Here is a 25,555-nt window from a genome sequence, read left to right as displayed (position 1 = left end):
GGCAGCGCTGGCGGGTCTTGCGGGCGGCATGAAGGCACTGGTGTTCCAGTTTGCAACGCTGACCGATGTGGGCTGGCAGATGTCGGGCGAAGTGATCCTGATGACATTGCTTGGCGGCATCGGAACGCTGATTGGCCCAATCGTCGGTGCAGCCTTCGTGGTGGCTTTGCAAAACTACCTCGCAACCTCCGACTTCCCCGTCACAATCGTGACCGGCATCATCTTCATGGCCTGCGTTCTGCTCTTCCGCAGAGGCATCGTCGGCGAGTTCTATGCCTCGCGGCTTGGAAAGAAATTGTTCGGATAACCGACGGAGCCGCCTGTTCATAAGATAGCGGCTCCACTTTTTACTGGATATGAAATCATGACCGACACCTACGATTACATCGTGGTTGGCGCGGGCACGGCAGGGTGCGCGCTTGCGAACCGGCTTTCCGCAGATAAGAACCGCTCCGTGCTGCTGCTTGAAGCCGGTGGCAAAGACAATTACGCGTGGATTCACATCCCCGTCGGCTATCTCTATTGCATCGGCAATCCGCGCACCGACTGGTGCTTTACAACAGAAGCGGAACCCGGCCTGAACGGTCGTTCTCTGGGCTATCCCCGCGGCAAGGTGCTTGGCGGCTGTTCCTCGATCAACGGCATGATCTATATGCGCGGACAGGCGCGCGATTATGATCTGTGGCGCCAGGCCGGTTGCGACGGCTGGGGCTGGGACGACGTGCTGCCCGTCTTCAAAAAGTCGGAAGACTATTTTGAAGGCGCGAGCGAATTGCATGGTGCGGGCGGTGAATGGCGCGTTGAAAACGCACGTCTGCACTGGGATATTCTGGATGCATTCCGCGATGCAGCGGTTGCGGCCGGAATTCCGGCAACCGACGATTTCAATCGCGGCGACAATGAAGGCGTGTCCTATTTTAAGGTCAACCAGAAACGCGGTATTCGCTGGAACACGGCCAAAGCCTTTCTGCGACCGGCCCTTGACCGCCCCAACCTGCGCGTTGAAACCGGCGCGCATGTTCGCCGCATAGAGATCGAAGAATTACGCGCAACGGGTGTTACCTTTGATCAAAATGGCACAACCCGAACCGTCAAAGCAAAGCGCGAGATTATTCTGACGGCAGGCTCTGTCGGCTCGCCGCAGATATTGGAGCTTTCCGGCGTGGGACGGGGCGATGTACTGCAACAGGCAGGCATTGCGCCTAAACTCGAACGCAACCAGTTGGGCGAAAACTTGCAGGACCATCTGCAACTGCGCTGCGCTTATAAAGTGACCGGCATTCCAACGCTCAATGAAAAGGCCAGCAAGCTTTTCGGCAAAGCCATGATCGGCCTTGAATATTTCCTGCGCCGTTCTGGTCCCATGTCGATGGCACCCAGCCAGCTCGGTGCTTTCACCCGCTCAGACCCGTCCTATGAAACAGCCAATCTGCAATATCATGTGCAGCCATTGAGCCTTGAGAAATTCGGCGAGGCCGTTCACCCCTTCCCGGCCTTTACCGCCTCCGTCTGTAATCTGCGCCCCGACAGCCGCGGCTCAATTCATATCAACTCCCCCGATCATCGGACCCAACCGTCCATCCGCCCCAACTATCTGGCAACGGAAAGTGACCGCCGCGTTGCAGCCGACGCCATCCGCCTCACCCGCCATATCGTAGCACAGGCACCTTTGCAGAAATATCGCCCGGAAGAATTCAAGCCCGGTCCGTCTTACGAAACGCAGGAACAGCTGGAGAAAGTGGCAGGCGATATTGGTACCACAATTTTCCATCCCGTCGGCACATGCCGAATGGGCGCGGATGCAGAAGCAATTGTCGATCCGCGTCTCAGACTGAACGGCATTCAGGGGCTACGTGTGGCCGATGCCTCGGTCATGCCCACGATCACCTCCGGCAACACAAACTCACCCACTTTGATGATTGCAGAGAAAGCCGCACAAATGATTATCTCAGACCATCGTTAGAACCAGATTCTGGTCAATGCCGTGAGCGGAAATAGCAATCCGCTCACATGCCTGTGAACGCAATTTCAAAATCGCTAACTCGCACGAATCAGAAATAATTTTCCTTGTTTATTGCCGTACAAACAGGAATTATCGGCCCCAAGGTGGGCAGGGGGAGAAAGATCATCTAACATGATCACTTTCCGGGACCGGCTCTCCAAAAAACTTGAGACAAGGAAATTAAAAATGTCGTCAGTCCTTTCCCGCTATTCGCTGACCCGCCGCGCGGGTCTGAAAGCTGCTCTCTTCACCGCAGCAGCCCTCACCCTTGGTTTTGCAGCCGCGCCAAGCCACGCAGAAGACAAGACCATCAAGGTCGGCATCATGGGCGGCGAAGATGAAGACGTCTGGAAAGTCGTTGCCGAAGAAGGCAAGAAGCATGGCCTCATCATCGAACGCGTGACATTCAATGACTATAACCAGCCAAATGAAGCGCTGGAACGCAAGGAAATCGACGCGAACGCCTTCCAGCACAAGCCTTACCTCGACGAACAGATCAAGCAGCACGGTTACAAGATCAGTGTGGCCGGTTACACCGCTGTCTGGCCAATCGGCATCTATTCGCGCAAGATCAAAAACCTTGATGAAATCAAAGAAGGCGCGGTTATCGGCGTGCCGAACGATCCATCGAATGAAGGCCGCGCACTGCGCGTGCTTGAAGAAAAAGGCCTCATCAAGCTGAAGCCAGATGCAGGTATTCTGGCAACCCCAATCGACATCATCGAAAATCCAAAGAAGCTTGAAATCAAGGAACTTGACGCCGGTGTCGTTGGCCGTTCGATTGATGATCTGGATGTCGCCATCGTGAACAACGACTGGGCCGCCAAGGCTGGCCTGAAAAAGGAAGAAGCGATCGGTTGGGAATCCAAGGAAAACAACCCATACAACAACTTCATCGCGGTCCGCACTGAAGATGAAAATGCTGACTGGGTAAAGAACCTTGTTGCCTCCTTCCAGAATGACGCAGTGAAGGCAGAGCTTGACCGCGTTTACAAGGGCACAGGCATTCCAGCCTGGAATTAATTCCTTAAAGCGCCTTAAAGACCGCGCCGGAAAAAGCTTTTCCGGCGCGGCTTTTATTGACGTACGCAAAAAAATTGCCCAAAAGCATCGGCGCGCGCTTGATAAAAAGCGCCCATGCCCTTTGGCGTCATTTTCCTTGAAGCCTTATCGATTTAGCAAGTCGCGGTTTTAACGCGGCATAAGAAACAGAAGACACGACCGTGACCATTGAACCGCCACCAGCAACATCCGCGCCCATCGTCGCCATGAAAGACGTGCGCCGAATGTTCGGCGAAACACCGGCAATCAATGGCGTCTCTCTTTCCGTCGCACGCGGCGAAATCCTCGGTATCATCGGACGCAGCGGCGCGGGTAAATCCACGCTGATTCGTTGCGTCAACGGCCTTGAAAAGCCGGATAGCGGCTCAATCCAGATTGAAGGGCGTGAAATCACCAACCTTGATGAAAACGCGCTGCGCCCTGTGCGCCGCCGCATCGGCATGGTGTTTCAGCACTTCAATCTCCTGTCCGCCAAGACCGTCGCGCAAAACGTTGCCCTGCCGCTCAAAATTGCCGGTATGCCAAAAGCCCAACGCATCAAGCGTGTTGCAGAGCTGCTTGATCTCGTCGGTCTTTCCGACAAGGCCAAGCAATATCCGGCACAGCTTTCCGGCGGCCAGAAGCAGCGCGTCGGCATTGCGCGTGCACTTGCTGCCGAACCCGCCGTTCTGCTTTCTGACGAAGCCACCTCGGCGCTCGATCCTGAGACAACCCAATCAATTCTGGCGCTGCTCAAAGACATCAACACCAAGCTTGGTCTGACCATCCTGCTCATCACCCATGAGATGGAAGTCATCCGCCGCATCGCCGATCGGGTGATCGTTCTGGATCATGGCGCAATCGCCGAAGAAGGTCCGGTCTGGAAAGTCTTTGCCAATCCGCGCTCGCCCATCACGCAAAGCATGTTGCAGGTGCTGGCGCCGGAACTGCCTGTCGTGTGGCGCGAACGTCTGGAGCAATCTGGCGATCTTGCCATTCTCAAGGTCAAGCTTTCAGGCGATGCCGCCAAAAGCGCATTTTTTAGCGAAGCAACGCTTGCGACAGGTATTGCGCTGCAACTGATCCATGGCGGCATGGATACCATTCAGGGCGAGCCGGTTGGAACCATGTTCATTGGCCTGCCCACGCAGGACGAAGCAAAACTGGACGCCGCACTCGCCTATCTCAACACCCATGCAGACGCCACGGAGGTTCTCGGCTATGTCTCAGGCAATGCTTGATCTTCTCTGGCGCTCCTTCTGGGAGACCATCATCATGACCGGCTTTTCGAGCCTGATTTCGCTCGTTGTCGGCCTTCCGCTGGCTCTCATCATGATTCTGACCGAACGGGGTGGCCTTGCGCAAAATCTGACAGTCAACACCATCCTCGGTGCCATCATCAATGGCTTCCGTTCAGTGCCTTTCATCATTTTGCTGGTGGCACTCATTCCGGTGACGCGTTTTGTTGTCGGCACATCAATCGGCACGTGGGCGTCTATCGTGCCATTGTCAATCGCAGCCATTCCCTACTATGCGCGTATCGCTGAAGTCTCTTTGCGTGAAGTGGATAACGGCCTGGTGGAAGCGGCCCGTTCAATGGGCGCAAACCGCTGGACAATCGTGCGTGAAGTGCTGGTGCCCGAAGCGCTACCGGGCATTATCGCAGGCTTCACCGTCACCATCATCACGCTTATTGGCGCGTCCGCAATGGCTGGTGCCATTGGTGCGGGGGGCTTGGGTGATCTGGCTATCCGCTACGGCTATCAGCGCTTTGAAACGCAGATCATGATTGCTGTGGTGATTATTCTCATCATTATGGTGTGCGGCATTCAGCTGATCGGCGACTCTCTCGTCAATCGTCTCGACAAGCGCAACCTGCGTTCAAGGGCTTAAACCAATTTATCTTGCTCTCTGACGGAAACCTGCTTCCAGTGTGTTTCCGTCGGGATCGAAAACGAGAGCCGCATAATAGCCCATTTCTTCCGGTCCCTGATAGGCCGGTGATGCGCTCTCTTTGCCGCCGCCCTGAACGGCTGCACGGAAAAAAACCTCTACATCTTCACGACTGACCGCAGTAAACATCAAGTGAAGATGATTGCCCGGCTTGCCGTCAGGCACGTCTGCATCCGGTTTCCGGCTTTTATGGATCCACAAAAATGGCACAGGCGCCCTTTCCCCACCATTAACGAAGAAACCTCGGTCTGCGTGGGAAATAACCGCCAGCCCAAGCGTGGGCATGCAGCTTTCATAAAAAGAAAGGCTGCGGCGAAGATCTCTAGTTTCAAAGCCAATATGATCGAAAAGCGACATACAGCTATTATATGTCGCCTTTAAATAAAGGAAAGCGGCACCCCCTATTTTGGAGAGTACCGCCCTTATTATTATTCACAAAGAAATGATCAGCTGCGCGTGCGCGCCAGACCAGCCTTGGCAGGCTGATAATTCGGATCAAGCTGCGTGGCGCGCAAGTAAGAATTGGCAGCCTTGGCCTTATCACCACGGTGTTCGTAAACCAGCGCCTGATTGGCCCAGCTTTCAGCGATATTTCCATCAAGCGTAATGGCTGTATTGAAATCGTCAAAAGCATTGTCGTAGTCGCCCAGAGCAACATAGGACAGGCCGCGACCATTATAAGGTTCCGGTGCAGTGGAATTAAGCGAAATGGCTTTTGAGAAATCTTCAATCGCCTGCTTATGCTGCCCCTTGGCCTGATAGATCAAACCGCGATTGTGATAGGCGCGTCCATCTGTGGTCTGAAGCGCAATCGCCTGATTAAAGTCGCTCAATGCCTGATCAAGGCGTCCGGCCTGCCGATAGACATTACCGCGCCCGATATAAGCGGCATCATACTGCGGATTGATCTGGATCGCCCGGCTATAATCCTGCGCGGCTTTACCGCTGTCACCCATATAACGATAGATCAGCGCACGGTTTGCATAAGCCTGATAGAAATTCGGGTTGAGTGCAATCGCCTGATCGAAATCGCGCAGCGCCTCCTTGTAACGGCCAGCTTTGCCATAGGCAGAGCCACGCACATTATAAGTTTCAGGATCACGCGGATTGCTCTGAATGACACTGGTCAGCGAACTGATGTTCTCACTTGAACCCTGCGCACGATCAATCGAAGTCAACACATTGTTGGAGGAACTCTGACAACCGACAAGGCCAAGTGCCAGAACGGCAGTTGCAGCCAACAGGCTGTTACGGGCAAAAAAATTCCCGGACGAATGCATACCCTTAAAGCGCATTGGCAACGGCAGTGTTCCTTTCTGCATGAGCGGAGCAAAGGAGCCTATCTTCAACTTTGTCCCCGGCTGCTTTAACAGCCACAATATTCTCATTCTATCGCACAGGAGAAGGCGGCAGGCAAAACCGCCGATCAACCCAACTGACGCAACAAGCTCAACGCCACAATAAAGGTCAGTATATGGCAGTCCGCTGACACTTCAAAACGACATGTCTTATCGCGTGAAGTGGCTCAAAACACCAACCCGATGTTCAGACATGCAAAAACCGGCGCGAGCCATAAGCTGCACCGGCAAGCAAAAGGCGCTACAAATGCAGCGCCAATTTCAGGTCACTTAGCGAGCTGCGGTACGACCGCCGCCGATAAGACCTTCACGCTGTGCGCGCTTACGAGCCAGCTTACGCGAACGGCGAACGGCTTCAGCCTTTTCGCGGGCGCGCTTTTCAGATGGCTTTTCATAATGGCCACGCATCTTCATTTCGCGGAAGATACCTTCGCGCTGCATCTTTTTCTTAAGAGCGCGGAGAGCCTGATCAACATTGTTATCGCGGACGAGTACCTGCACGTGTAATCCCGTATCGGTTAGAATTTCGATTGAGCCTGAGGCATTAAGGGCGTCTCTTAACGAGTTCCAGCTGATAGAGTCAACTGTATAAACGCCGAAAGGCTCCCAAGCTTCGCAACATAAACGCTGCAAATTGGGGCTGGCTTTACCAGATAGTCCGGCTTTTGTCCATATCAAGATAAAGCTTTGCCCGGCGTTCCGCATAAATAATGGACTCACGATAAATTATAGTGACGAAATCGCACCCAATAGGCTAGAGAGCCCCCACCTTCCGCACAATTCAGCCTCATTGCTCCACGATAGAAGCAATCCGGCAGTTCATAGCCTTTTCCCCTCGATTGATTCCTTCGCATCATATTCATGTCCCCACGCACACGACTCGTTATTCAATTCACAGGCTATGAGGGCCTGCACCCCAAAGCCGTCCGCGTGCGACATGCGCTCGCGTTGAAAGATTTTGACCGGTTATGGAAAGCCAAAACAAAACTTTCGCCCATGACCGACGAGGCGGATGATTGCGGAACGCTGACCGCTCGGACAAAAGGCAATGGGTGGGAGACGGAAACGGAATTCTGCCAGTTTGGCACTGCGGATATCTTCGATGATTATGCGGCACGCTCCACGCCAAAACGGATGCTTACCGGCTTTCGCGCTTTCATGAATATCTTATCTACAGGCACCCTGCTTCGCTATCTGCTAACCAGCTGGCGCTTTGTGATGTTTTTCCTATGGCCGTTTCTGCTGTCCATCCTCATCATAGCGATTGCAGCTCTGATCGCATCAGCACCCACGCTTGCAGGTTTCCCATCCTGGAATCTCGTCTGGTCGCTGCCGCTTGCTGCTGTGATTGCGACCTTGCTCGTGCGCTGGCCGGGCGACCGATTCTTCATGTCTTATCTGCTGGATGACTGGTCGGCAGCCTATGACCGCATTTATGGTCGCAATGACACGCTTATTGAGCGCCGCAAAGCGTTTGCCGAAGCGCTCAAAAAGAAAATCGAGCAAAGCAATGCCGACGAAGTGATTATTGTCGGCCACAGCCTGGGTACAGTACCTGCGGTTGAAGCACTAGCCGATGTTCAGCGCGAGCGGCCTGATCTGCTCACAAAACAGCCTGTGTCGATACTGGCCATTGGCTCATGCCTGCTGATGATCGCGCTTCACCCAAAGGCCCGGGCTTTGCGCGAAGACATGCGCGTGGTGATGAACGAAAGCCCTGTGCTCTGGTCGGAGTTTCAGGTTCTGACCGACATTATCCATTTTTACGGCTCTGATCCGGCCAAAGCATTGAAAATAAAGACTGAGAACCCGCCGCTCATCCATCATATCCGCTTCAAGAACATACACAGTGAAAACCGCTACAAGCGTTCAAAAGGCAATTTCTTCCTGATGCATCTGCTTTACATGCGCGGTGCTGAGAAGAAGAATTTTTACGACTTTGGCATGTTCCTGCATGGCCCCTTCTTTTTCCGTGATCTGATGACCACCCAAAAAGACAAAGCCGCCCCTCTCGATGAAGAAGGACGACTTATCAATCCATAAGAACAGACGGATCAAGCCTTGGGCGGCTCAACCACAGCAATGGTGAGCCATGTCGCGGTGAGTGCTGGCTTGACCATATTCTCGACTTCCAGCGTCACTTCGTAATGATTGACCACGCGGCCTGAGGGACGAATATCGGCATCAGCGAGCTTGAACCGCGCGCGCACCCGCGCACCGGTCTTCACCGGTGACATGAAACGCACTTTGTCGAAACCGTAATTAATCCCCATCGTGGCACCTTCCAGCATCGGCAGCGCTTCAAATGCCAGCGTCGAAAGCAGCGACAAGGTCAAAAAGCCATGCGCAATCGTGCCGCCAAATGGCGTTTCCTTGGCAGCACGTTCTGGATCAACATGGATGAACTGATGATCATCCGTTGCATCCGCAAACTGGTTGATCATTTCCTGCGTGACTTCACGCCACTCGGAACATCCGATTTCCGTGCCAATCGCCTCGCGCAACTGGTCGAGCGTAATTGCGTCCTTCATGCCCTCAAACTTTCTGCTGAACTCAGACTCTCTTGTTATCCATTAATGAGCACACGGCAAGACTGTGGATCAGGCTGCGGCCAGTATTTCACGTGCAATATCATCCCAATGGCCAAAAACCTGTTGCGCGCCCTTGGAAGACAAACGTTCTGCATGCCCTTCATAGGTATGCCCGCCGCCCGTATAGCCAAAGGCTGTCATACCGGCTGCAATCGCCCCCTCAACACCAAAGGGCGAATCTTCGATCACGACACACCGTGCCGGATCAATTCCCATTTTGTCGGCAGCAAACAGGAAAAGATCGGGCGCTGGCTTCCCGCGCTTAACCATGCTGGATGAATAGACTGCATCGCCAAAATATTGATCAATGCCTGTCTTTTTCAAACTGAATGCAATGCGCTCAGGCTGCGAGGAGGAGGCAACACAACGCTTATAGGGCAGCACTTTCAGAAAATCGGCGATTCCCACCGCCGGCTGCAAATGCTCAGCAAAAAGGGTTTTGGTTTCGGGCCAGAACTGGCTCAAAGCCTCATCTGGCAAACGATGGCCCGTCAGATCAGCAATCATCGCTAATATGTCAGCCTGCTTCATGCCGATGCCTTTGGCGACGGTTCCTTCCGGCAAAATCATGCCGTGATTGGCATAAACCTGCTCAAACGCGCGACAGGAAAGTGGTTCACTATCGACAAGAACACCATCGCAATCAAAGATAACGAGGTCGAAGGAAGATGCATTGCTCATAAAGGCTCCGGTAAATTGCATATTTTGTCGCGCCGATTTGAGATGCGCGTTTGTCTCTTTCGATATAGAGACTGTTCGTCGATTGCGCATCTATAACAACAGAAGCGTGACAAAATTATCGCGGAGACTCTCATGACGACGAATGTGGCACTGGTTGGACTGGCGCGGGACTTGCAGGCACGCGCAGAAACAGGAAAACCAATCCGCATCGGCCTCATAGGCGCTGGCGAGATGGGCACAGATATCGTCACACAGGTTGCCCGTATGCCCGGCATCGAAGTCGGCGCGCTTTCCGCGCGTCGTCTGCCGAACACATTCAAGGCTGTGCGCACTGCCTATGGTAACGAAGACAACGCCAAAGAAGCCAGCACTGAAAGCGCTATGACCAGCGCCATTGAGAGCGGCAAGATTGCCGTCACCGGCGACAATGATCTGATCCTTTCAAATCCGCTGATTGATGTGATTATCGATGCAACCGGCATTCCGGAAGTGGGCGCTGAAACCGGCATCAAGGCGATTGAGCACGGCAAGCATCTTGTGATGATGAATGTCGAAGCCGATGTCACCATCGGACCTTACCTCAAGGCACAGGCCGACAAGCAGGACGTCATCTATTCGCTGGGCGCTGGCGACGAGCCCTCCTCCTGCATGGAGCTGATAGAGTTCGTTTCAGCGCTTCGTTATGAAGTGGTCTCTGCTGGCAAGGGCAAGAACAACCCGCTCAATTTTGATGCCATCCCTGATGATTATCAAGAAGAAGCCGACCGCCGGAACATGAATGTCCGCCTGCTGGTCGAATTCATCGATGGCTCAAAAACCATGGTCGAGATGGCAGCCATTGCCAATGCAACAGGCCTTGTTCCAGATATTGCTGGTATGCATGGCCCCCGCGCCAGCATTGACCAGTTGAGCAGCACGCTCATCCCTCAGGCGGATGGCGGCGTTCTCAGCAAAAGCGGCGTGGTCGATTATTCCATCGGCAAAGGTGTTTCACCAGGCGTATTCGTTGTGGCCAAGATGGACCACCCGCGCCTGAATGAACGGCTTGAAGACCTGAAAATCGGCAAAGGGCCCTATTTCACCTTCCACCGCCCCTACCACCTTACATCGCTTGAGGTACCGCTGACAGTCGCGCGTGCAGTCCTATACGGCAAATCCGACATGGTGCCACTGCCAAAGCCAGTGGCAGAAGTCTGCGCGGTCGCAAAGAGAGATTTGCAGCCGGGCGAAAAGCTCGATGCGATTGGCCAATATTGCTATCGCTCATGGATCATGACCACGCCGGAAGCACGGGCCGCGAAAGCCATTCCGTGCGGCCTGCTGCAAAATGGCACCGTCACCGCATCAATCAAGAAGGGTGAACTCATCACCCATGCCAATGCAACACCGCAACCCGGCTCAAAGATCGCCGAGCTGCGCGCTTTGCAGGACAAAATGATTTACGGCTGATCGAAAATTACCAGCAAAAACAAAAACGGCGGCTCGAAGCCGCCGTTTTTGTTTGTTGCCAGAGCACCGTGGCCTTATGAGATTCGGGAAATGGCGAGCCTAAAATGGTGAGGTTCGAGAACCGGAGCGGAATGTACTGAACGTACATGCGCACCGGAAGCGCAGAACCTCGCCATTTGCAGGCTGCCAGAACCCGAATATCAAAGGCCTAGTGATCGAGAGCCTTAACTATGCTTTCGACCATCTTTTTCGCATCTGCAAACAGCATCATGGTGTTATCGCGGAAGAACAGTTCGTTTTCCACGCCCGCATAGCCTGAGCCCATGCCGCGCTTGATGAACAGCACCGTACCGGCCTTGTCGACATCAAGGATCGGCATACCGAAGATCGGCGATTGCGGATCAGTCTTCGCTGCCGGATTGGTCACGTCATTCGCGCCAATCACGAAGGCAACATCAGCCGTCGCAAATTCCGAATTGATGTCTTCAAGTTCGAACACTTCATCATAAGGTACGTTGGCTTCGGCCAACAGCACGTTCATGTGACCCGGCATACGACCGGCAACAGGGTGGATTGCGTATTTCACTTCCACGCCTTCGGCTTTCAGCTTGTCGGCCATTTCACGCAGCGCGTGCTGTGCCTGTGCCACCGCCATACCGTAACCCGGCACGATAATGACCTTGGATGCGTTCTTCATGATGAAGGCTGCATCATCTGCCGAACCCTGTTTGACCGGACGCTGTTCCACTTCGCCGCCACCACTTGCTGTCACGTCACCGCCAAAGCCACCCAGAATAACCGAGATGAACGAGCGGTTCATGCCTTTACACATGATGTAGGACAGAATCGCACCCGATGAGCCGACCAGCGCACCAGTGATAATCAGCGCCAGATTGCCAAGCGTGAAGCCAATGCCTGCCGCAGCCCAGCCCGAATAGGAGTTGAGCATGGAAACGACAACCGGCATATCCGCGCCGCCAATCGGGATGATGATCAGCACACCGAATACCAGCGCCAGAATAACGATCAGCCAGAACACGAAATGGCTTTCGGTGTTGGTCAGAACAGCAATCAGGATCACAATTGCAGCAGCAAGGGCCGCATTGATGACATGGCGTCCCGGCAACATGATCGGCTTGCCCGACATGCGGCCATCAAGTTTCAGGAACGCAATAATCGAACCGGTAAAGGTGATTGCACCAATCGCAACACCGAGCGACATTTCAATCAGCGCCTGACCGTGGATTTGACCCACCTCGCCAATGCCAAAGGAATGCGGTGAGTAAAGGGCTGCGGCAGCAACGAGCACGGCTGCAAGACCGATCAGCGAGTGGAAGGCCGCCACAAGCTGCGGCATGGCCGTCATCGCAATGCGGCGCGCAATCACGGCACCGATACCGCCACCAATGCCGATACCAAGAATGATCATCACCAGACCGCCAAAGCTTGGGCGTGCCAGCAGCAGCGTGGTGACAATGGAAATACCCATACCGATCATACCATAGGTATTACCCTGACGGCTGGTGGTTGGGTGCGACAGGCCGCGCAGTGCCAGAATGAACAGGACACCGGAGACGAGATAAAGGAAGGCTGCGAGATTAACGCTCATGATGGCTCAGCCCTCACTTTTCTTTTTTCTTGTACATGGCAAGCATGCGTTGGGTAACGAGGAAGCCGCCGAAAATATTCACGCTGGCAAGGATGAGCGCGATGAAGCCGAAGCCGGTTGCCCAGCCCGAAAGCGACAGGCCGACTGCAAGAAGTGCGCCAACCACGATCACCGATGAAATGGCGTTGGTGACAGCCATAAGCGGCGTATGCAGCGCAGGCGTCACCGACCAGACAACGTAATAACCGACGAAAATCGACAGAACAAAAATCGCAAGGCGGAAGACAAACGGATCGACCACTCCACCGGAAGCGGCATGGGCTGCAGCAGCGGCTGCATCACCTAAACCGCCTGCATTTTCCGCTGCCTGCCTTACGGCCTCTGCCGCCTGATTGAGGCTCTCAAGAGCTTTTTCGAGTGCTGTATCGGACATTATGCCTCTCCTCCATCAGCAGAAGTTTTTGCAGCTTTTGCGGGCGCTTTCCGGGTTCTCTTCGCTACAGGCTTTTCAGCAGCCGCTTCCAAAGCAGGTGCCTTTGGCTTCGCTGCTGTTTTTGGCTTGGCGACCTTCTCAGCCACGACTGCCGGCGCTATTTCGGCTTCGGTCTTGGCAAACGCCGGATGCACGACCTTGCCCTCATGGGTCAGAAGCGTTGCCTTGACCCGCTCTTCCTGCGGATCAATTTTCAGAAGCTTTGCTTCCTTATCGACCAGCGTTTCGAGGAATGCGTAAAGATTGCGCGCGTAAAGCTGCGAAGCAGTCGCTGCAATCCGGCCCGGTACGTTGAGATACCCCACAATCTTCACGCCGTTAACTTCCGCAATCTGTCCGGCAACAGCACCTTCAACATTGCCGCCGCGTTCAACTGCCAGATCGACCAGCACAGACCCCGGACGCATGGCCGCAACCATTTCCTTTGAAACAAGACGCGGGGCGGCACGACCCGGAATAAGTGCCGTGGTAATGACGATATCCTGCTTGGCAATATGGTCAGCAACAAGTGCCGCCTGCTTCGCCTGATATTCCTTCGACATTTCCTTGGCATAGCCGCCGGAGGTTTCCGCCGCCTTGAATTCCTCATCCTCGACAGCGATGAACTTCGCGCCAAGCGAAGCCACCTGCTCTTTTGCCGCCGGGCGAACATCGGTTGCAGTCACAACCGCACCCAAACGACGAGCAGTCGCAATCGCCTGAAGCCCTGCAACGCCCGCCCCCATGACAAAGACACGGGCAGCAGGCACGGTGCCAGCCGCCGTCATCATCATCGGCATAGCACGGTCATAAACTTCCGAAGCATCAATGACAGCCTGATAGCCCGCCAGATTGGCCTGCGATGACAACACGTCCATCACCTGCGCGCGCGTTATGCGTGGCATGAATTCCATCGTGAATGCCGAAATTCCAGCCTTGCCAAGTGCTGCCACAGCATCTTCGTGACCGTAAGGATCAAGCATCGCGAAAAGCGCTGCACCCGACTTATACCCCTTAAGCTCCGCATCATTCGGTCGGCGCACTTTCAGGATCACGTCTGCCGCTTTGGCATCCGCCGCAGTGCCTATGCGCGCACCCGCAGTGACAAACTCGGTATCAATGATACGCGATTTTTCGCCTGCGCCTTTTTCCACCACGACATCAAAACCAAGCGCGATGAATTTCTTCACCGTCTCGGCAGATGCCGCAACGCGGGTCTCGTTGGGATCACTCTCTTTCGGAATGAATATAGTCTGGGCCAACTGGTTTCCCTTTCGTGGCTTGATCCGGCGTCACAGCCGGGCGGAATTCAGGGCATCCGGGAAGATACCCCATCAAATTATCAAACAAACGACATGCATAAAGCCCCGGCGAGGCGCAAACGGCACCCTTACCAAGGCATTCGATCAAATCACGCGATTATTCCGGCTTTATATCCTTAGAGGATGAACCAGGCAGCAACGCAGATAAGGACAAAAAGAACGGATGCGGCGAAAGCACCACCCGCAAAAAAGCCGAACGCCATGGAAGCCAGAAGCGCGACAAGCGCCACGGTGCCCCATTTAAATACGCTTGTGAAACTGGCATAAGTTTTCTCATGCTCGGAATAATCCATCTTCGCGCCAAGTTCAGCCGGGGCTGCGGTATGATGTTCTGCCATTTTTAGTTCCACCCATTGAAATATTTTGACTATTCTTAGCCACAATATTCTCAATCTTCAACGCGCATTCAACATGAACCGGAGCGGCTTACCGCTTTCCTGCCCGGCCCATTGTCGCAGCGCCCCTCGATCCGCATAGCGCGGCTCCTGCACTTACCTAACGGCATTTTTCAAAAAGTGCTACATTTAAATATTTAAGGCAACTTTCAAAAAGATTTAAATAATCAAATGCAATAATCGTGCGTATGAAGCATTATACGCCAAGCCCCGTATATTTCGCTGTCGGCAGAATAGTCAGCGGGCCAACGCCATTAACCAGCTCACCAAACATAGCGCGCCGCTCGTGCGGTTGCGATTTGAAAAAAGGAAAGCGGACAGCAACGGCATCGCGAATATTGCGAATGGGAGCGGCTCCCAGCCCGACCCGGATCCCATAGCCCTCGTGCTCACGCGCTTCGGCCATAACACTTGTTCCGAAAATGCGTTTATAGAAGGCCATGTGCTCTGGTTTGACCGATGCAAGACATTGATCGGCTTCAAAATATTCCGATGCCATTGCAGCAATGCGCAGTGTGACATAGGGAATGGCCGGATATTCGCTCAAAAGTTCCGGGTCGGCCGCAAACCGTGTGGGATCGACAAAGCTCATACCTGCGTTGAGCAGCGGATCAAGAATATCCGGAAAAAGCGCATAGCTTGTGCCACGACGATGATCTGGCGTGATGTGATGAATACGCAATGTACTCACCAACTGCCCATCAATATGAATACCGAAAACAAACGCATGGCTGTCGCAATCCACATCATCGACAATCGATGGCACGTCTGCTTCATGCATCACATTCGCACTGCGGTAGGAGCGATAACGCAGACGCCCGATCTCTTCGAGATCTTCGGCATGCACAATCCTGCGATACTCCACCCGATCCAGAAACTGCAATAGCTGCCGCGCGAAATTGGATAGCGGTGGCTGGCCACCGGAGACAGCTTCATTACTCATTCAAATCGCATCCGCACCCCGTCAAATCAGTGCGCAGAATAAGGTGCTTTATAAGCGTGTAAAGGTATAAGTTCGCGTTTTCTCACAGTCCGGTCAAAGATGGAGCGAACTTCTCGCCATATCACAGGATTTGACAGGGCAATCTTGGTCTACTTCGGCATCGAATGGCTGATAAACAGCCATTCGAGCACGCTTTTAGCGAGCGCCTAAAGCGAATTGGCCAAAGATTGAAACATGTGAATAGTCTCATCTTTCATAGCTTGGCCGTCAATATTGTAGTTTGCATAGGCAGATGTCTTGACGATCACCACATTTTTCACGGGGTTTACATAGATGAATTGTCCATAAATACCCACACCGCAGAAATCACCCTCAGGCTCTGCCGGAATCCACCACTGATAGCCATAGCCATAAGCTATTTTACCGGAAGGCATCCGACGTCCGGGCATGAGATAAGGCTCATCCGGCGTCACTGAATCATGAACCCATTGTGCAGGCACAAGCTGCTCACCACGGTAATTGCGTCCCTCATTCATATAGAGCAACCCAAATCGCGCATAATCGCGAAGCACCGCATTCAGCCCACCCGCGGCAACAACCTCTCCCTGAGTATCGGCCAGCCAATAGGCATCAGCTTCCGCTCCAAGCCTCGACCACAGCCTGTCCTGAAAATATTGTTGTATTGGCACACCTGTTGCATGTTCCAAAACCAGAGCAAGCACCTGTGTGTCAGCAGATACATATTCATTGACTGTCCCCTGCTGCCGCTCACTCTTGAGGTGGGCCGTGAAATCCACAACCGAGCCGGTCAGAATCTGTATGACATAGCGGACAATATCCGAATTCAGATCGCCATAGTTTTCATTAAAACCAATGCCGGATGACATTTGCAGCACGTTTTTAACGGTAACGCCCTTATAGCCACCTTCTTTAAGCACCGGCACGTAATGATCGACCGTTTCATCAAGCTTGATCTTCCCATCCGCAACAGCATTGCCAATCAGAAATGAAACAAATGACTTTGAAAGAGACATCGCAATGGATTGCGTCTTTTCCGTATTACCGCGATCATATTCCTCATGCACAATCACGCCGTCTTTGAGCACAATAAATCCGGTCGTATCAGTGCGCTTAAGAAAATCCGCAACATTGCGCGTCTCGCCCTTGTAAGTATAGGTTTCCGGCAAAGGGCGCTCTGCTACCGGCAACACACTCACATCAGCCGTATGAGGCACGCGAACGGAGGGATATTTTTTATAAAGATTGCGAAAATTCTCATCAATCACATCAGGCTTGAATGTTTGAGCATACTGATATACCGCCCAATATTCATGTATTTTCTTCCAGAAAATCGCAGATCCAACTCCAACCACAATAATAATTAGAGCTAAAACATATAATAAATAGCGAAAATAGCGCCTCATAGTCTCCCTCGCATATTCTCAAATCATCAATAGTGATTCGAATGATACTCTATAAAACTGTCGCGTTATGACAATTTTATATCATCATCATTCCATCATTATTGAAAATCACTATAACTTGTGAGGCTATGCGGATGAAAAATCTTAAGCGACGGTGTGCCCAATATCGTGATGCGCGATCGCTTTGGCGGACGAAGAACGAATTTCATCAGCCGGCACAGGCTTACCCAGAAGATAACCCTGAACAAGGTCGGCACCGGCAGCAACGCGGACCAGAGCCAATTGCTCTTCAGTTTCAACGCCTTCAACAGTCACAGCCAGCCCCAACTCGTGCGAAAGCCGCGTAACACCGCGTAACAGCATGAGAGAGCGGCGGTCGGTTGCAATATCCCGCACAAACGAGCGATCAACCTTCACCTTGGTCAACGGCAGGCTGTTGAGGTAGCTGAGGCTGGAGTAACCCGTTCCGAAATCATCCAGCGCAATATTGATGCCACCATTTTTGAGACGCTGCAAAACAAGCGAAGTCTGGTTGCGATCAGCAATAATTGCGCTTTCCGTTACCTCGACTTCAAGCTGTCGGGCAGGAAGCTTCGACTTCTGTAACGCATTGGCAATGTCGCGGGCAATATCGCTGTTCTTGAGGTCAATCGCCGAAAGATTGACGGAGACGCCAATACGATCACCCCACGACATACAGTCCTGACAGGCCTGCTCAAGCATGAAACGTGTTATCTGCGAAATGATCCCGATTTCCTCTGCCAGCGGGATGAACTCCATTGGAGAGATCGGTCCAAGCTCCGAATGCTCCCAGCGTGCAAGCGCTTCATAAGCGACCACACGCAGTGACTGCGCACTGACAATCGGCTGATAGACCACCTTGATTTCACGGTTGGCAATCGCCTGTCGCAGATCAGCTTTCAGCTTCTGACGACCGCGATATTTGGTGTCCATGGCACTGACAAACAGCGCCCATTGTCTGCCTTCGTCACCCTTTGCTTCATAAAGTGCAAGGTCGGCATTCATATGCATGCTGGCAATATCGCATTTTGCGACAGTTTCAGTGGCAACACCTGCACTGATCTCCATCTGAATCTGATCACCATTGAGATCATAAATGCCGCTCACAACTGCAATGATATGTTCCATCACAGGCGCGACTTCAGCTTCACTGTCGAGATTGAAGACAAATACAACAAATTCATCGCCGCCAAAGCGTGAGGCGACATAACGCTGCGGATCAAGCAGGCTCAACCGCTCGGCAAAGAGCCTGAGGAACGTGTCGCCGACATGATGCCCAAGCGTATCATTGACATGCTTGAAATGATTGATGTCGATAACAATGAGGGCCGCAAGCGTATCGGAATCTTTTTGCGAGAGCAGCGAGCGCACCATCGTTTCGAAGTAATTGCGGTTTGGAAGGCCTGTCAGGCCGTCGAAGCGCGCCATATGCTGAATGCGCACTTCCGATTCAACGCGTTGCGTCACATCTTCAAACATCAGCACCACACCGGCATTTGATGTCTGGTTGGCGACGCATTCGATGTAGCGATCATCCGCAAGCTGAAAAATGTCACGCGATTTGCGACCCGCCAGAAGATCGCGCATACGCGCTCCGATATTGCTCAGGTCATTATGCGGAAACAAGCCCTGACGGATGCAATAACGAAGCAAGACTTCAAGTTTACGCCCTCGCAGCTTTGTGTGTTCCGCAATCTTCAACAAGGCTTTTGTTTTGTGATTGATCACCGCGATGCGTTGCTGCGCATCAAACATCAACAGACCTTGCGGCATATTGTTGAGTGCCGCATCAAAACGACTGGCCACCACCGACAGACGCCGCTTGCCCATCACGGCTGCGAAGAGAAATTCGCGCAATCCGTTGGCCATCTGAATATTGGACAGAAAATACGGAATCAGCAGCAGGCCAATCACAATATGAAAGGGAGTCCCCGCAAGAATGAGACCCGCCAGCACGGGCAACAGCGTACAGGCCGACATCAGCGCAACGGCCTTTGCCGACGCATAATTGCGCCCCACAATCGAAACAACAGAGGCAAGCAGAATGGTCAGGCTTGCAAGTTCTGCAAAGGAATCGCGCAGCACATAGCTTGAGAAGAAGCACAGCATACCAAGCGTGAGACAAACCAACGACGCACCGACAAGATAACGCGCTTCCCACTTGTCGAGATCAGCATGCGTGAGATTGCCAAGTTTTGCCTGGTCAAATTTATGCATGTCAAAGAGGCGGCCAAGGGCAATAATTGTAAAAAAGCCAGCAAAGCCCAGAAAACGCCAGTCAGCAGTTTTTACGTAAATGACGACACACGCCACAACATGGGCGAGCAGACCAAACCATAATGTTGTACGGTTGCCATATAGCGACCGCAAAAATGATAACCGCACATCGACGGGTATCTCAGGTTGAAGGCTTCGCCACATTTCGTTGATCGTACCCCTTTCAGAAGGGATAATATGCCACCAATCATTTAAAAATATCTTTCGTAAAATTAAACCACAAGCTGTTATTACAACAATCAGCAGCTGTATTTTATTTTTAAGCAAGAAAAATTAAAAGCGCGCCCCTCAAATCAAGAATACAACCCTGAGATATTATTCCAGAGCATTCTGAATATTTGGAAATGCCATTTCCTTTTACCAGAAAGATGCAAGCTGTACAAAAGCGCTGTAGAAATCACTACCAGAAGACCACCGAGCGAAACTCATGGACCAAATTTCACGTATTTTACAGATTAAATAACCGATCACATTAGAAGAACTTAATAAGCTCCTTAAAGAGCATGACCACCGTCGATTGTAATCACCGAACCTGTCATATAACGGCTGGCTTCTGAAGCCAGCATAAGCACCACGCCATCGAGGTCCTGCATCTCGCCTAAACGCTTCATAGGATTAGAGGCCTTTAAATAAGATGCGATTGGCCCCAAAAGATGTTGCTCATTGATTCGCGTTGGAAACCAGCCCGGAGCGATGGCATTGACCCGTATATCATAGGGTGCAAGTTCGAGCGCCAATGCACGCGTCATTTGCGTCACACAGGCCTTGGACATCGCATAGCCTGCGGTACTTTTTTGCGGTCGCTCAGCAAGTATGCTGGTCGTATTGACGATTGCACCGCCCGCGCCGCGCTTGACCATGCGCCTTGCAACTTCCTGCGCAGTGAAAAACGCTCCCGTTACATTTACATTGAACATATGCGCCAGCATGCCCGGGGTGGTGTCGAGCGCGCGCGCAACATGAGCAACGCCGGCATTATTGAAGAGAACATCTATCGGGCCCAGAACCCGCTCCGCTTCGTCGAATGCTGCACTGATTTCATCTGGCTGCGTCACGTCAGCAACAACACTGAGCACCATACCATCGCAAAGAAAGACATCGCTGTCTTCACTGCGTGAAATTGAAACGATGTGCGCCCCGTGGTTCGCAAGCACCCGAACCATCCGCCGCCCCAGACCGGAAGATCCCCCGGTAACCGCAATCACCTTGCCGGCCACGGAGAAAAGTTGATTGTCAGTCATTTGCCCCCCAAAGACGCCAATCTATTCAAACTATTTAAAGCAGGATCAACTATGTGTGACCATAGGGGCATGATAAAAAATACTTGTTATCAATAGAATATGAGGCTCCATTAGCCCTACAATCTTCTTCATCAATTATAGACATTACTGATATACGTTACTATATGCACAGCAAGAAGCCTTTCCCTGGATTTCAATCAACATGAAAAACGCAGTTCGCCCCCTCATCGCAGTGCCCACCGATGTAAAGCCATTTGAAAACTACATCTGGCATTCCGCGCCCGAACAATATCTGGCGGCTGCAATTGATGTCGCGGAAGTCACGCCTCTCCTGGTGCCAAGCTTTGGTGCAAAGATGGATACGGATACGATTCTTGCTGGTGTGGATGGCCTGCTTGTCACCGGCTCAAAATCCAACGTCAATCCAGAACTTTATGGCGTCGAACCCAGTGAAGCCTTCGAGCCTTACGACAAGGCGCGGGATGCAACTTCGCTTCCATTAATTCGCGCAGCAATTGAAAAAGGCGTCCCGGTTCTGGCCATCTGCCGCGGTATTCAGGAACTGAATGTGGCTTTGGGCGGCACGCTCGCCACCGAGATTCAGGAGCTGGAAGGCCGTATGGATCACCGCGCACCACAATCAGACAGCCAGGCCGAACGCTTTGCACTCCAGCATCCGGTCAAAATTGCGCCAAACTCCTGTCTGGCCGAAATTCTCAAATCCGACAATGTGACGGTCAATTCGGTCCACCGTCAGGCGATCGACAAACTGGCACCGGAGCTTGCAATCGAAGCCATAGCCGAAGACGGAACAATTGAAGCAGTCTCGCTGAAAAATGCCAAGGGCTTCGTCGTCGGTGTTCAGTGGCACCCGGAATATTGGGTTCAGTCCGATGCACCATCACGCAAAATTTTTGAAGCCTTTGGCGATGCCGTGCGTGCGCACAATGCGCAACGCACATCGCGATAAATCAACCTTTTTTGACGTGTGCAGTTTCCGGCACGGGCGTCAAAGCTTCGCCCTTGTCGAACCATGAAATCAGGTTGTCGATTACCAGATCGGCCATGCCCTGACGCGTCTTTTCCGATGCTGAGCCGATATGCGGCAGCAAAACTGTGTTCGGCGCATCAAGCAGCGCCTGCGGAACATTTGGCTCATCGGCAAATACATCGAGACCGGCTGCGGCAATTGTTCCGTCATTGAGCGCTTGCGCAAGCGCATCTTCGTCAACAACTGAACCACGACCGATATTGATCAGCACACCTTCTGCTCCAAGCGCGCTTAAAACATCTGCGTTCACAGCCTTTTCAGTTTCTGCACCACCCGGCGCCACCAGAATAAGCGTATCGACAGCCTGCGCAAGCTCAAGCAGACTTGGATAATAAGCATAGCTTACATCATCGGCTTTGCGACGGTTGTGATAGGAAATCGGCAGACCAAAAGCCTCAACACGGTGCGCAACAGCTTTACCGATGCGGCCAAGACCGAAAATGCCAACCTTGCGACCACGCAGTGATAGTTTCGAAAGCGGATAACGACCCTCTTTCACCCACTCGCCAGCACGCAAAAACGCTTGCGATTTTGACAATTCGCGAACCGTATCGATCAGCAGACCAATGGTCGTGTCCGCAACTTCATCTGTCAGAACATCGGGTGTATTGGTGACCATAACATGCTTCTTACCAGCGTGTTTTGCGTCAACCGCATCGTACCCGACACCAAAATTTCCAATAATTTCAAGATTTGGCAGTGCATCAATCAATTCTGCACTCACCGTTGACATACTGGCAATGCCTTTGACATCACCCGCCCAACTTGCCTCCACCAATGCTGCATCCCCCTGAGGAATGCGCTTGACATGGAACTCGCCTGAAAGCCGCTGCACGGCATAATCGTTGAAATTACCGAGCACCAGAATGGTCGCTTCACGTTGGGCCATGGGCGCTTTCCTTATGTTCAAAAAAAATCAACGGACCAGAGGAACTGGCCCGGTTAACAAGACAGATCAAACCTGTTTAGGCTTGGACGTCGATTGCCTGATATGCAGTTCTGGCTTGATCAGTTCCTGATCATGCGAAACGTCAACGCCGTTCAGCTGATCCAGCAAAGCGCGCGCCGCACGGCGACCGACTTCGCGCTGACCATTCCACACCGTTGTCAGTGCGGGTGTCGCAATGGCCGCCTCTTCCAGATCGTCATAGCCGGTAACGGAAATATCTTCACCCGGAACGAGACCTGCCCGTGCAATTCCGTTCATCAAACCGATGGCGGTGAGATCATTCCAGCAGACGGCAGCAGTCGGCTTGTCTTTGAGCGCAAGAAACTGCGGCGCGACCTCAAAGCCAGCCTGCTTGGTGCGCGGCCCTGAAATGCGCCATTCCGGCTTCACTTCCAGCCCGGCTTTCTGCATTGCTTGCAAATAACCCTGATAACGATCGCGGCCCGTCGACGTCTGGTCCGTACCACCAATCATTGCAATCCGCGTGTGACCGAGCGAAATCAGATGGTTGGTTGCAAGACCAATACCGTAGGCATCATCCCCGCGGAAAACCGGCGCGTGAACGCCTTCGACACTGCGCGCGATCAGCACAACCGGCAGGCCGTTATCTTCCGCAAGCTGAATATCTTCCGGCGGCGTGCCGATAGCAGGCGACATAATGACACCATCCGCGCCAAGCTGAAGCAATGTATCCATAAAGGTGCGCTGCTTTTCCAACTGATCATAATGATTGGAAAGAATGAATGTCTGCCGCGAGCGATCCAGTTCCGTTTCAATAGACCGCAAAATTTCGGCAAAGAACGGGTTCATGATGTCATGCACAACAACACCGACAATCCCTGAGCGCGATGTGCGCAGGCTCGCAGCCCTGCGGTTATAGATATAACCGATGGCGCGGGCGTGTTCTTTGATTTTTTCACGTGTCTGGTCTGCGACAAGCGGGCTGTCGCGCAATGCCAGCGAAACGGTGGCTGTCGAAACACCAAGCGCATCTGCGATGGTCGAAAGCTTGATTTTTTGAGCCAAATCGCCTCCCCGAATGATCTTCCTGCAATCACAACAGGAATGGCTTCAATCAGTTCAAAGAGAGAAGCGGCCATCCCATTTTAAAATGGTTATGCCATTGCAATCATTGAATTGAAAGTTTTTTCAGCGACTTTCCAAGGCAGCGCACTCATTCTATATCGTCATCATCGAGAGTATCTTTATCGACTTCATCGATAAGCCTTGCAACGCCGCGTGCAGCAAGATTGTTTTCCATGCGCCCAAGCATCTTAAGAAACGCTTTGCGCTCCTTCTTATCAAAGCCCTTCAGCATGTCTTTTTCAGTCTTCTTGATAGACTTTTCAATAATGCGGATCGCTTCGACACCCTGTGGTGTGAGATAGACATGCGATTGGCGCTGGTCTGTCTCAGAAGCCCGTTTGACCACAAAGCCCTGACTCTGCAACCGGGTAATTGTTTTGGTGATTGTCGGTGGACGCACGCCGAGACGCTGGGCCAGAACACCCGGCGGCAAACCATCTTCCGATGCCAGTTGCAGCATCAACGCATCCTGACCGGCATAAAGCCCAAGCTCCAGAAGACGCGTAGCCAATACGGTTCGTGTAAGACGCGCCACTGACTGCAACCGGTAAAGCATCACTGCCTTGTTGTCCTTACTCATCGCCACCTCGCCCTTGGTCACCCGACTAATAAAGTGCAATCTACCGTAAAATATTGTCCGACTTATGAACCTCTAAACACAGATAATAAATCGAAGCAGCCTTCGAAGTTATGAAGAAAACTCAAAAAATCTTATGCAATTCGATGGATAACATTGCACGAGTTTTTGAACGGCGAAACCAAAATGTCGGAATCAGACAACCGTTTGCTGTTTTAATCGATCACCTTTAGACTCATGCTGTTCGTTAAAAAATATTCAGCACGGAGAGAAATATGCGTAACCTGCGCGACCAGAACAGCGACATGATCGTCGTCCTGCCCCTTGGCGCTCACGAGCAGCACGGCCCTCATCTGCCATTTGAAACAGATACGATCATCGCTGAAGGCATTGTCGCGCGCGTCAACGACGCATTGCCCGCCGATCTCAACGTCAATTTCCTGCCTGCACAGCCGGTTGGCTATTCCATTGAACATATGGACGTCGAAGGCACGCAAAGCCTTGCCTTCTCGGAAGCCGTCAATCAATGGATCGGCATCGGGGAAAACCTTCATGCAGGCGGCATTCGCAAGCTGGTCATGCTCAATGCGCACGGCGGCAACGCACCGCTGATGACAATTGTTGCAACCGAGCTTCGCACCCGCCTTGATATGCTGGCCGTAGCAACGAGCTGGACGCGCTTCGGGCTGCCGGAAGGGTTGATTGCGCCGGAAGACAAATCGCTTGATGTTCATGGCGGTTTTATCGAAACCTCGGTCATGCTGGCACTGCGTCCCGATCTGGTTGATATGTCAAAGGCCCAGCACTTCGCCAATGCGCAATCCGACTTTACAAAAGAATTCAAGCATTTGCGTGCCTACGGGCCGCATGCTTTCGGCTGGAAGATGCATGATCTGAATACGCAAGGCGTTGCTGGCAATGCAGCAGTTGCAACCGCAGAGGCTGGTGAGAAAATCCTCGCGCATGCCGTCACAGGCTTTATCGAGCTTCTGCGTGATGTCGATCAGTTCGACCTTTCGCGCTTTTCATCAGATCAATTGGCGAGAACGTGATCGCAAGCCATGTAATATTATAGCGTTGCATATAGCATTCAGCCGTACCTTCCCTTATATG

Annotated in this window: 25 protein-coding genes; 9 read left to right on the top strand and 16 right to left on the bottom strand. The window is 52.6% G+C overall.

Annotation, left to right across the window (positions count from 1 at the left end; genetic code table 11):
- From OPR82_RS19410 to OPR82_RS19390, 5 genes are all read left to right on the top strand, one after another.
- Positions 1–307: ABC transporter permease subunit (locus OPR82_RS19410; RefSeq protein WP_407673278.1), on the top strand; the 307-nt coding region annotated here is incomplete at its 5' end.
- A gap of 57 nt (positions 308–364) precedes the next feature.
- Positions 365–1,963 (top strand): GMC family oxidoreductase, encoded by a 1,599-nt coding sequence (locus OPR82_RS19405; protein ID WP_265986539.1) that lies wholly within the window; start codon positions 365–367, stop codon positions 1,961–1,963.
- 225 nt (positions 1,964–2,188) lie between these two features.
- Positions 2,189–3,025: a MetQ/NlpA family ABC transporter substrate-binding protein gene (locus OPR82_RS19400; RefSeq protein ID WP_265986538.1), complete on the top strand. Its 837-nt coding sequence runs from the start codon at positions 2,189–2,191 to the stop codon at positions 3,023–3,025.
- Between the two features lie 200 nt (positions 3,026–3,225).
- Positions 3,226–4,284: a methionine ABC transporter ATP-binding protein gene (locus OPR82_RS19395; protein ID WP_265986537.1), complete on the top strand. Its 1,059-nt coding sequence runs from the start codon at positions 3,226–3,228 to the stop codon at positions 4,282–4,284.
- On the top strand, positions 4,265–4,936 hold the full coding sequence (locus OPR82_RS19390) for a methionine ABC transporter permease (RefSeq protein WP_265986536.1): 672 nt from the start codon (positions 4,265–4,267) through the stop codon (positions 4,934–4,936). Before OPR82_RS19395 ends, OPR82_RS19390 begins: the two co-directional genes overlap by 20 nt.
- A gap of 6 nt (positions 4,937–4,942) precedes the next feature.
- On the opposite strand, the gene OPR82_RS19385 is transcribed toward OPR82_RS19390, so the two are convergent.
- The 3 genes from OPR82_RS19385 to rpsU form a co-directional block, all read right to left on the bottom strand.
- On the bottom strand, positions 4,943–5,353 hold the full coding sequence (locus OPR82_RS19385; RefSeq protein WP_265986534.1) for a VOC family protein: 411 nt from the start codon (positions 5,351–5,353) through the stop codon (positions 4,943–4,945).
- An 89-nt stretch (positions 5,354–5,442) separates the two neighbouring features.
- Positions 5,443–6,318: a tetratricopeptide repeat protein gene (locus OPR82_RS19380; protein WP_265986543.1), complete on the bottom strand. Its 876-nt coding sequence runs from the start codon at positions 6,316–6,318 to the stop codon at positions 5,443–5,445.
- Positions 6,319–6,624: 306 nt separating this feature from the next.
- Positions 6,625–6,855 (bottom strand): 30S ribosomal protein S21, encoded by a 231-nt coding sequence (rpsU, locus tag OPR82_RS19375; RefSeq protein ID WP_187544203.1) that lies wholly within the window; start codon positions 6,853–6,855, stop codon positions 6,625–6,627.
- Positions 6,856–7,215: 360 nt separating this feature from the next.
- On the opposite strand from rpsU, the gene OPR82_RS19370 reads away from it, so the two are divergent.
- Positions 7,216–8,397 (top strand): alpha/beta hydrolase, encoded by a 1,182-nt coding sequence (locus OPR82_RS19370; protein ID WP_265986532.1) that lies wholly within the window; start codon positions 7,216–7,218, stop codon positions 8,395–8,397.
- An 11-nt stretch (positions 8,398–8,408) separates the two neighbouring features.
- Here the strand turns inward: OPR82_RS19370 and OPR82_RS19365 are convergent, their stop codons facing one another.
- Positions 8,409–8,885: a MaoC family dehydratase gene (locus OPR82_RS19365; protein WP_265986531.1), complete on the bottom strand. Its 477-nt coding sequence runs from the start codon at positions 8,883–8,885 to the stop codon at positions 8,409–8,411.
- Between the two features lie 69 nt (positions 8,886–8,954).
- Positions 8,955–9,626, bottom strand: a complete 672-nt coding sequence (locus OPR82_RS19360) for an HAD family hydrolase (protein WP_265986530.1) — start codon at positions 9,624–9,626, stop codon at positions 8,955–8,957.
- Between the two features lie 132 nt (positions 9,627–9,758).
- On the opposite strand from OPR82_RS19360, the gene OPR82_RS19355 reads away from it, so the two are divergent.
- Complete coding sequence (locus tag OPR82_RS19355) at positions 9,759–11,075, top strand: 1-deoxy-D-ribulose 5-phosphate reductoisomerase (protein ID WP_265986528.1); 1,317 nt, start codon at positions 9,759–9,761, stop codon at positions 11,073–11,075.
- A 208-nt stretch (positions 11,076–11,283) separates the two neighbouring features.
- Here OPR82_RS19355 and OPR82_RS19350 read toward each other — a convergent pair whose 3' ends face one another.
- From OPR82_RS19350 to OPR82_RS19315, 8 genes are all read right to left on the bottom strand, one after another.
- Entirely contained in the window at positions 11,284–12,684 is a 1,401-nt protein-coding gene (locus OPR82_RS19350; RefSeq protein ID WP_265986527.1) for an NAD(P)(+) transhydrogenase (Re/Si-specific) subunit beta, read from the bottom strand.
- A 13-nt stretch (positions 12,685–12,697) separates the two neighbouring features.
- Positions 12,698–13,117 carry an NAD(P) transhydrogenase subunit alpha gene (locus OPR82_RS19345; protein WP_265986526.1) on the bottom strand — a complete coding sequence of 140 codons (420 nt, stop codon included), beginning with the start codon at positions 13,115–13,117 and terminating at the stop codon, positions 12,698–12,700.
- The gene (locus tag OPR82_RS19340; protein WP_265986525.1) at positions 13,117–14,418 is read right to left on the bottom strand and encodes a Re/Si-specific NAD(P)(+) transhydrogenase subunit alpha; all 1,302 of its coding nucleotides are present in this window, start codon (positions 14,416–14,418) and stop codon (positions 13,117–13,119) included. Before OPR82_RS19340 ends, OPR82_RS19345 begins: the two co-directional genes overlap by 1 nt.
- A 176-nt stretch (positions 14,419–14,594) precedes the next feature.
- Entirely contained in the window at positions 14,595–14,816 is a 222-nt protein-coding gene (locus OPR82_RS19335) for an aa3-type cytochrome c oxidase subunit IV (RefSeq protein ID WP_265986524.1), read from the bottom strand.
- A 253-nt stretch (positions 14,817–15,069) separates the two neighbouring features.
- Positions 15,070–15,816 (bottom strand): N-acyl amino acid synthase FeeM domain-containing protein, encoded by a 747-nt coding sequence (locus OPR82_RS19330; RefSeq protein WP_265986523.1) that lies wholly within the window; start codon positions 15,814–15,816, stop codon positions 15,070–15,072.
- Positions 15,817–16,022: 206 nt separating this feature from the next.
- On the bottom strand, positions 16,023–17,240 hold the full coding sequence (locus OPR82_RS19325; protein ID WP_265986522.1) for a serine hydrolase domain-containing protein: 1,218 nt from the start codon (positions 17,238–17,240) through the stop codon (positions 16,023–16,025).
- Between the two features lie 144 nt (positions 17,241–17,384).
- Positions 17,385–19,682, bottom strand: coding sequence for a putative bifunctional diguanylate cyclase/phosphodiesterase (locus OPR82_RS19320; RefSeq protein ID WP_265986521.1), 2,298 nt, complete (start codon positions 19,680–19,682; stop codon positions 17,385–17,387).
- Between the two features lie 350 nt (positions 19,683–20,032).
- Positions 20,033–20,779: an SDR family NAD(P)-dependent oxidoreductase gene (locus OPR82_RS19315; protein ID WP_265986520.1), complete on the bottom strand. Its 747-nt coding sequence runs from the start codon at positions 20,777–20,779 to the stop codon at positions 20,033–20,035.
- A gap of 202 nt (positions 20,780–20,981) precedes the next feature.
- Between OPR82_RS19315 and OPR82_RS19310 the strand changes: the two genes are divergently transcribed.
- Positions 20,982–21,749, top strand: a complete 768-nt coding sequence (locus tag OPR82_RS19310; protein ID WP_396998769.1) for a gamma-glutamyl-gamma-aminobutyrate hydrolase family protein — start codon at positions 20,982–20,984, stop codon at positions 21,747–21,749.
- Position 21,750: 1 nt separating this feature from the next.
- Here OPR82_RS19310 and OPR82_RS19305 read toward each other — a convergent pair whose 3' ends face one another.
- The 3 genes from OPR82_RS19305 to OPR82_RS19295 all read right to left on the bottom strand — a co-directional run bounded on the left by OPR82_RS19305 (position 21,751) and on the right by OPR82_RS19295 (position 24,445).
- Complete coding sequence (locus OPR82_RS19305; protein ID WP_265986519.1) at positions 21,751–22,719, bottom strand: 2-hydroxyacid dehydrogenase; 969 nt, start codon at positions 22,717–22,719, stop codon at positions 21,751–21,753.
- A gap of 66 nt (positions 22,720–22,785) precedes the next feature.
- Positions 22,786–23,805: a LacI family DNA-binding transcriptional regulator gene (locus tag OPR82_RS19300; RefSeq protein ID WP_265986518.1), complete on the bottom strand. Its 1,020-nt coding sequence runs from the start codon at positions 23,803–23,805 to the stop codon at positions 22,786–22,788.
- A 148-nt stretch (positions 23,806–23,953) separates the two neighbouring features.
- The gene (locus OPR82_RS19295; protein ID WP_265986517.1) at positions 23,954–24,445 is read right to left on the bottom strand and encodes a MarR family winged helix-turn-helix transcriptional regulator; all 492 of its coding nucleotides are present in this window, start codon (positions 24,443–24,445) and stop codon (positions 23,954–23,956) included.
- Between the two features lie 272 nt (positions 24,446–24,717).
- On the opposite strand from OPR82_RS19295, the gene OPR82_RS19290 reads away from it, so the two are divergent.
- Positions 24,718–25,494 carry a creatininase family protein gene (locus OPR82_RS19290; RefSeq protein ID WP_265986516.1) on the top strand — a complete coding sequence of 259 codons (777 nt, stop codon included), beginning with the start codon at positions 24,718–24,720 and terminating at the stop codon, positions 25,492–25,494.
- The last annotated feature ends 61 nt before the right edge of the window (positions 25,495–25,555 follow it).

The organism is Ochrobactrum chromiisoli (genome assembly GCF_026241335.1).
GTDB classification, from domain to species: domain Bacteria; phylum Pseudomonadota; class Alphaproteobacteria; order Rhizobiales; family Rhizobiaceae; genus Brucella; species Brucella chromiisoli.
Note: the sequence above shows the minus strand (reverse complement) of the source record. Positions and strands in the feature narration are given on the sequence as shown.

Coding starts and splice junctions, on each gene's coding strand:
- OPR82_RS19405 (WP_265986539.1), top strand. CDS start 365: ATGACCGACACCTACGATTACATCGTGGTTGGCGCGGGCACGGCAGGG.
- OPR82_RS19400 (WP_265986538.1), top strand. CDS start 2,189: ATGTCGTCAGTCCTTTCCCGCTATTCGCTGACCCGCCGCGCGGGTCTG.
- OPR82_RS19390 (WP_265986536.1), top strand. CDS start 4,265: ATGTCTCAGGCAATGCTTGATCTTCTCTGGCGCTCCTTCTGGGAGACC.
- OPR82_RS19385 (WP_265986534.1), bottom strand. CDS start 5,353: ATGTCGCTTTTCGATCATATTGGCTTTGAAACTAGAGATCTTCGCCGC.
- OPR82_RS19380 (WP_265986543.1), bottom strand. CDS start 6,318: ATGCAGAAAGGAACACTGCCGTTGCCAATGCGCTTTAAGGGTATGCAT.
- OPR82_RS19370 (WP_265986532.1), top strand. CDS start 7,216: ATGTCCCCACGCACACGACTCGTTATTCAATTCACAGGCTATGAGGGC.
- OPR82_RS19365 (WP_265986531.1), bottom strand. CDS start 8,885: ATGAAGGACGCAATTACGCTCGACCAGTTGCGCGAGGCGATTGGCACG.
- OPR82_RS19360 (WP_265986530.1), bottom strand. CDS start 9,626: ATGAGCAATGCATCTTCCTTCGACCTCGTTATCTTTGATTGCGATGGT.
- OPR82_RS19355 (WP_265986528.1), top strand. CDS start 9,759: ATGACGACGAATGTGGCACTGGTTGGACTGGCGCGGGACTTGCAGGCA.
- OPR82_RS19350 (WP_265986527.1), bottom strand. CDS start 12,684: ATGAGCGTTAATCTCGCAGCCTTCCTTTATCTCGTCTCCGGTGTCCTG.
- OPR82_RS19345 (WP_265986526.1), bottom strand. CDS start 13,117: ATGTCCGATACAGCACTCGAAAAAGCTCTTGAGAGCCTCAATCAGGCG.
- OPR82_RS19335 (WP_265986524.1), bottom strand. CDS start 14,816: ATGGCAGAACATCATACCGCAGCCCCGGCTGAACTTGGCGCGAAGATG.
- OPR82_RS19330 (WP_265986523.1), bottom strand. CDS start 15,816: ATGAGTAATGAAGCTGTCTCCGGTGGCCAGCCACCGCTATCCAATTTC.
- OPR82_RS19325 (WP_265986522.1), bottom strand. CDS start 17,240: ATGAGGCGCTATTTTCGCTATTTATTATATGTTTTAGCTCTAATTATT.
- OPR82_RS19320 (WP_265986521.1), bottom strand. CDS start 19,682: ATGTGGCGAAGCCTTCAACCTGAGATACCCGTCGATGTGCGGTTATCA.
- OPR82_RS19315 (WP_265986520.1), bottom strand. CDS start 20,779: ATGACTGACAATCAACTTTTCTCCGTGGCCGGCAAGGTGATTGCGGTT.
- OPR82_RS19310 (WP_396998769.1), top strand. CDS start 20,982: ATGAAAAACGCAGTTCGCCCCCTCATCGCAGTGCCCACCGATGTAAAG.
- OPR82_RS19305 (WP_265986519.1), bottom strand. CDS start 22,719: ATGGCCCAACGTGAAGCGACCATTCTGGTGCTCGGTAATTTCAACGAT.
- OPR82_RS19295 (WP_265986517.1), bottom strand. CDS start 24,445: ATGAGTAAGGACAACAAGGCAGTGATGCTTTACCGGTTGCAGTCAGTG.
- OPR82_RS19290 (WP_265986516.1), top strand. CDS start 24,718: ATGCGTAACCTGCGCGACCAGAACAGCGACATGATCGTCGTCCTGCCC.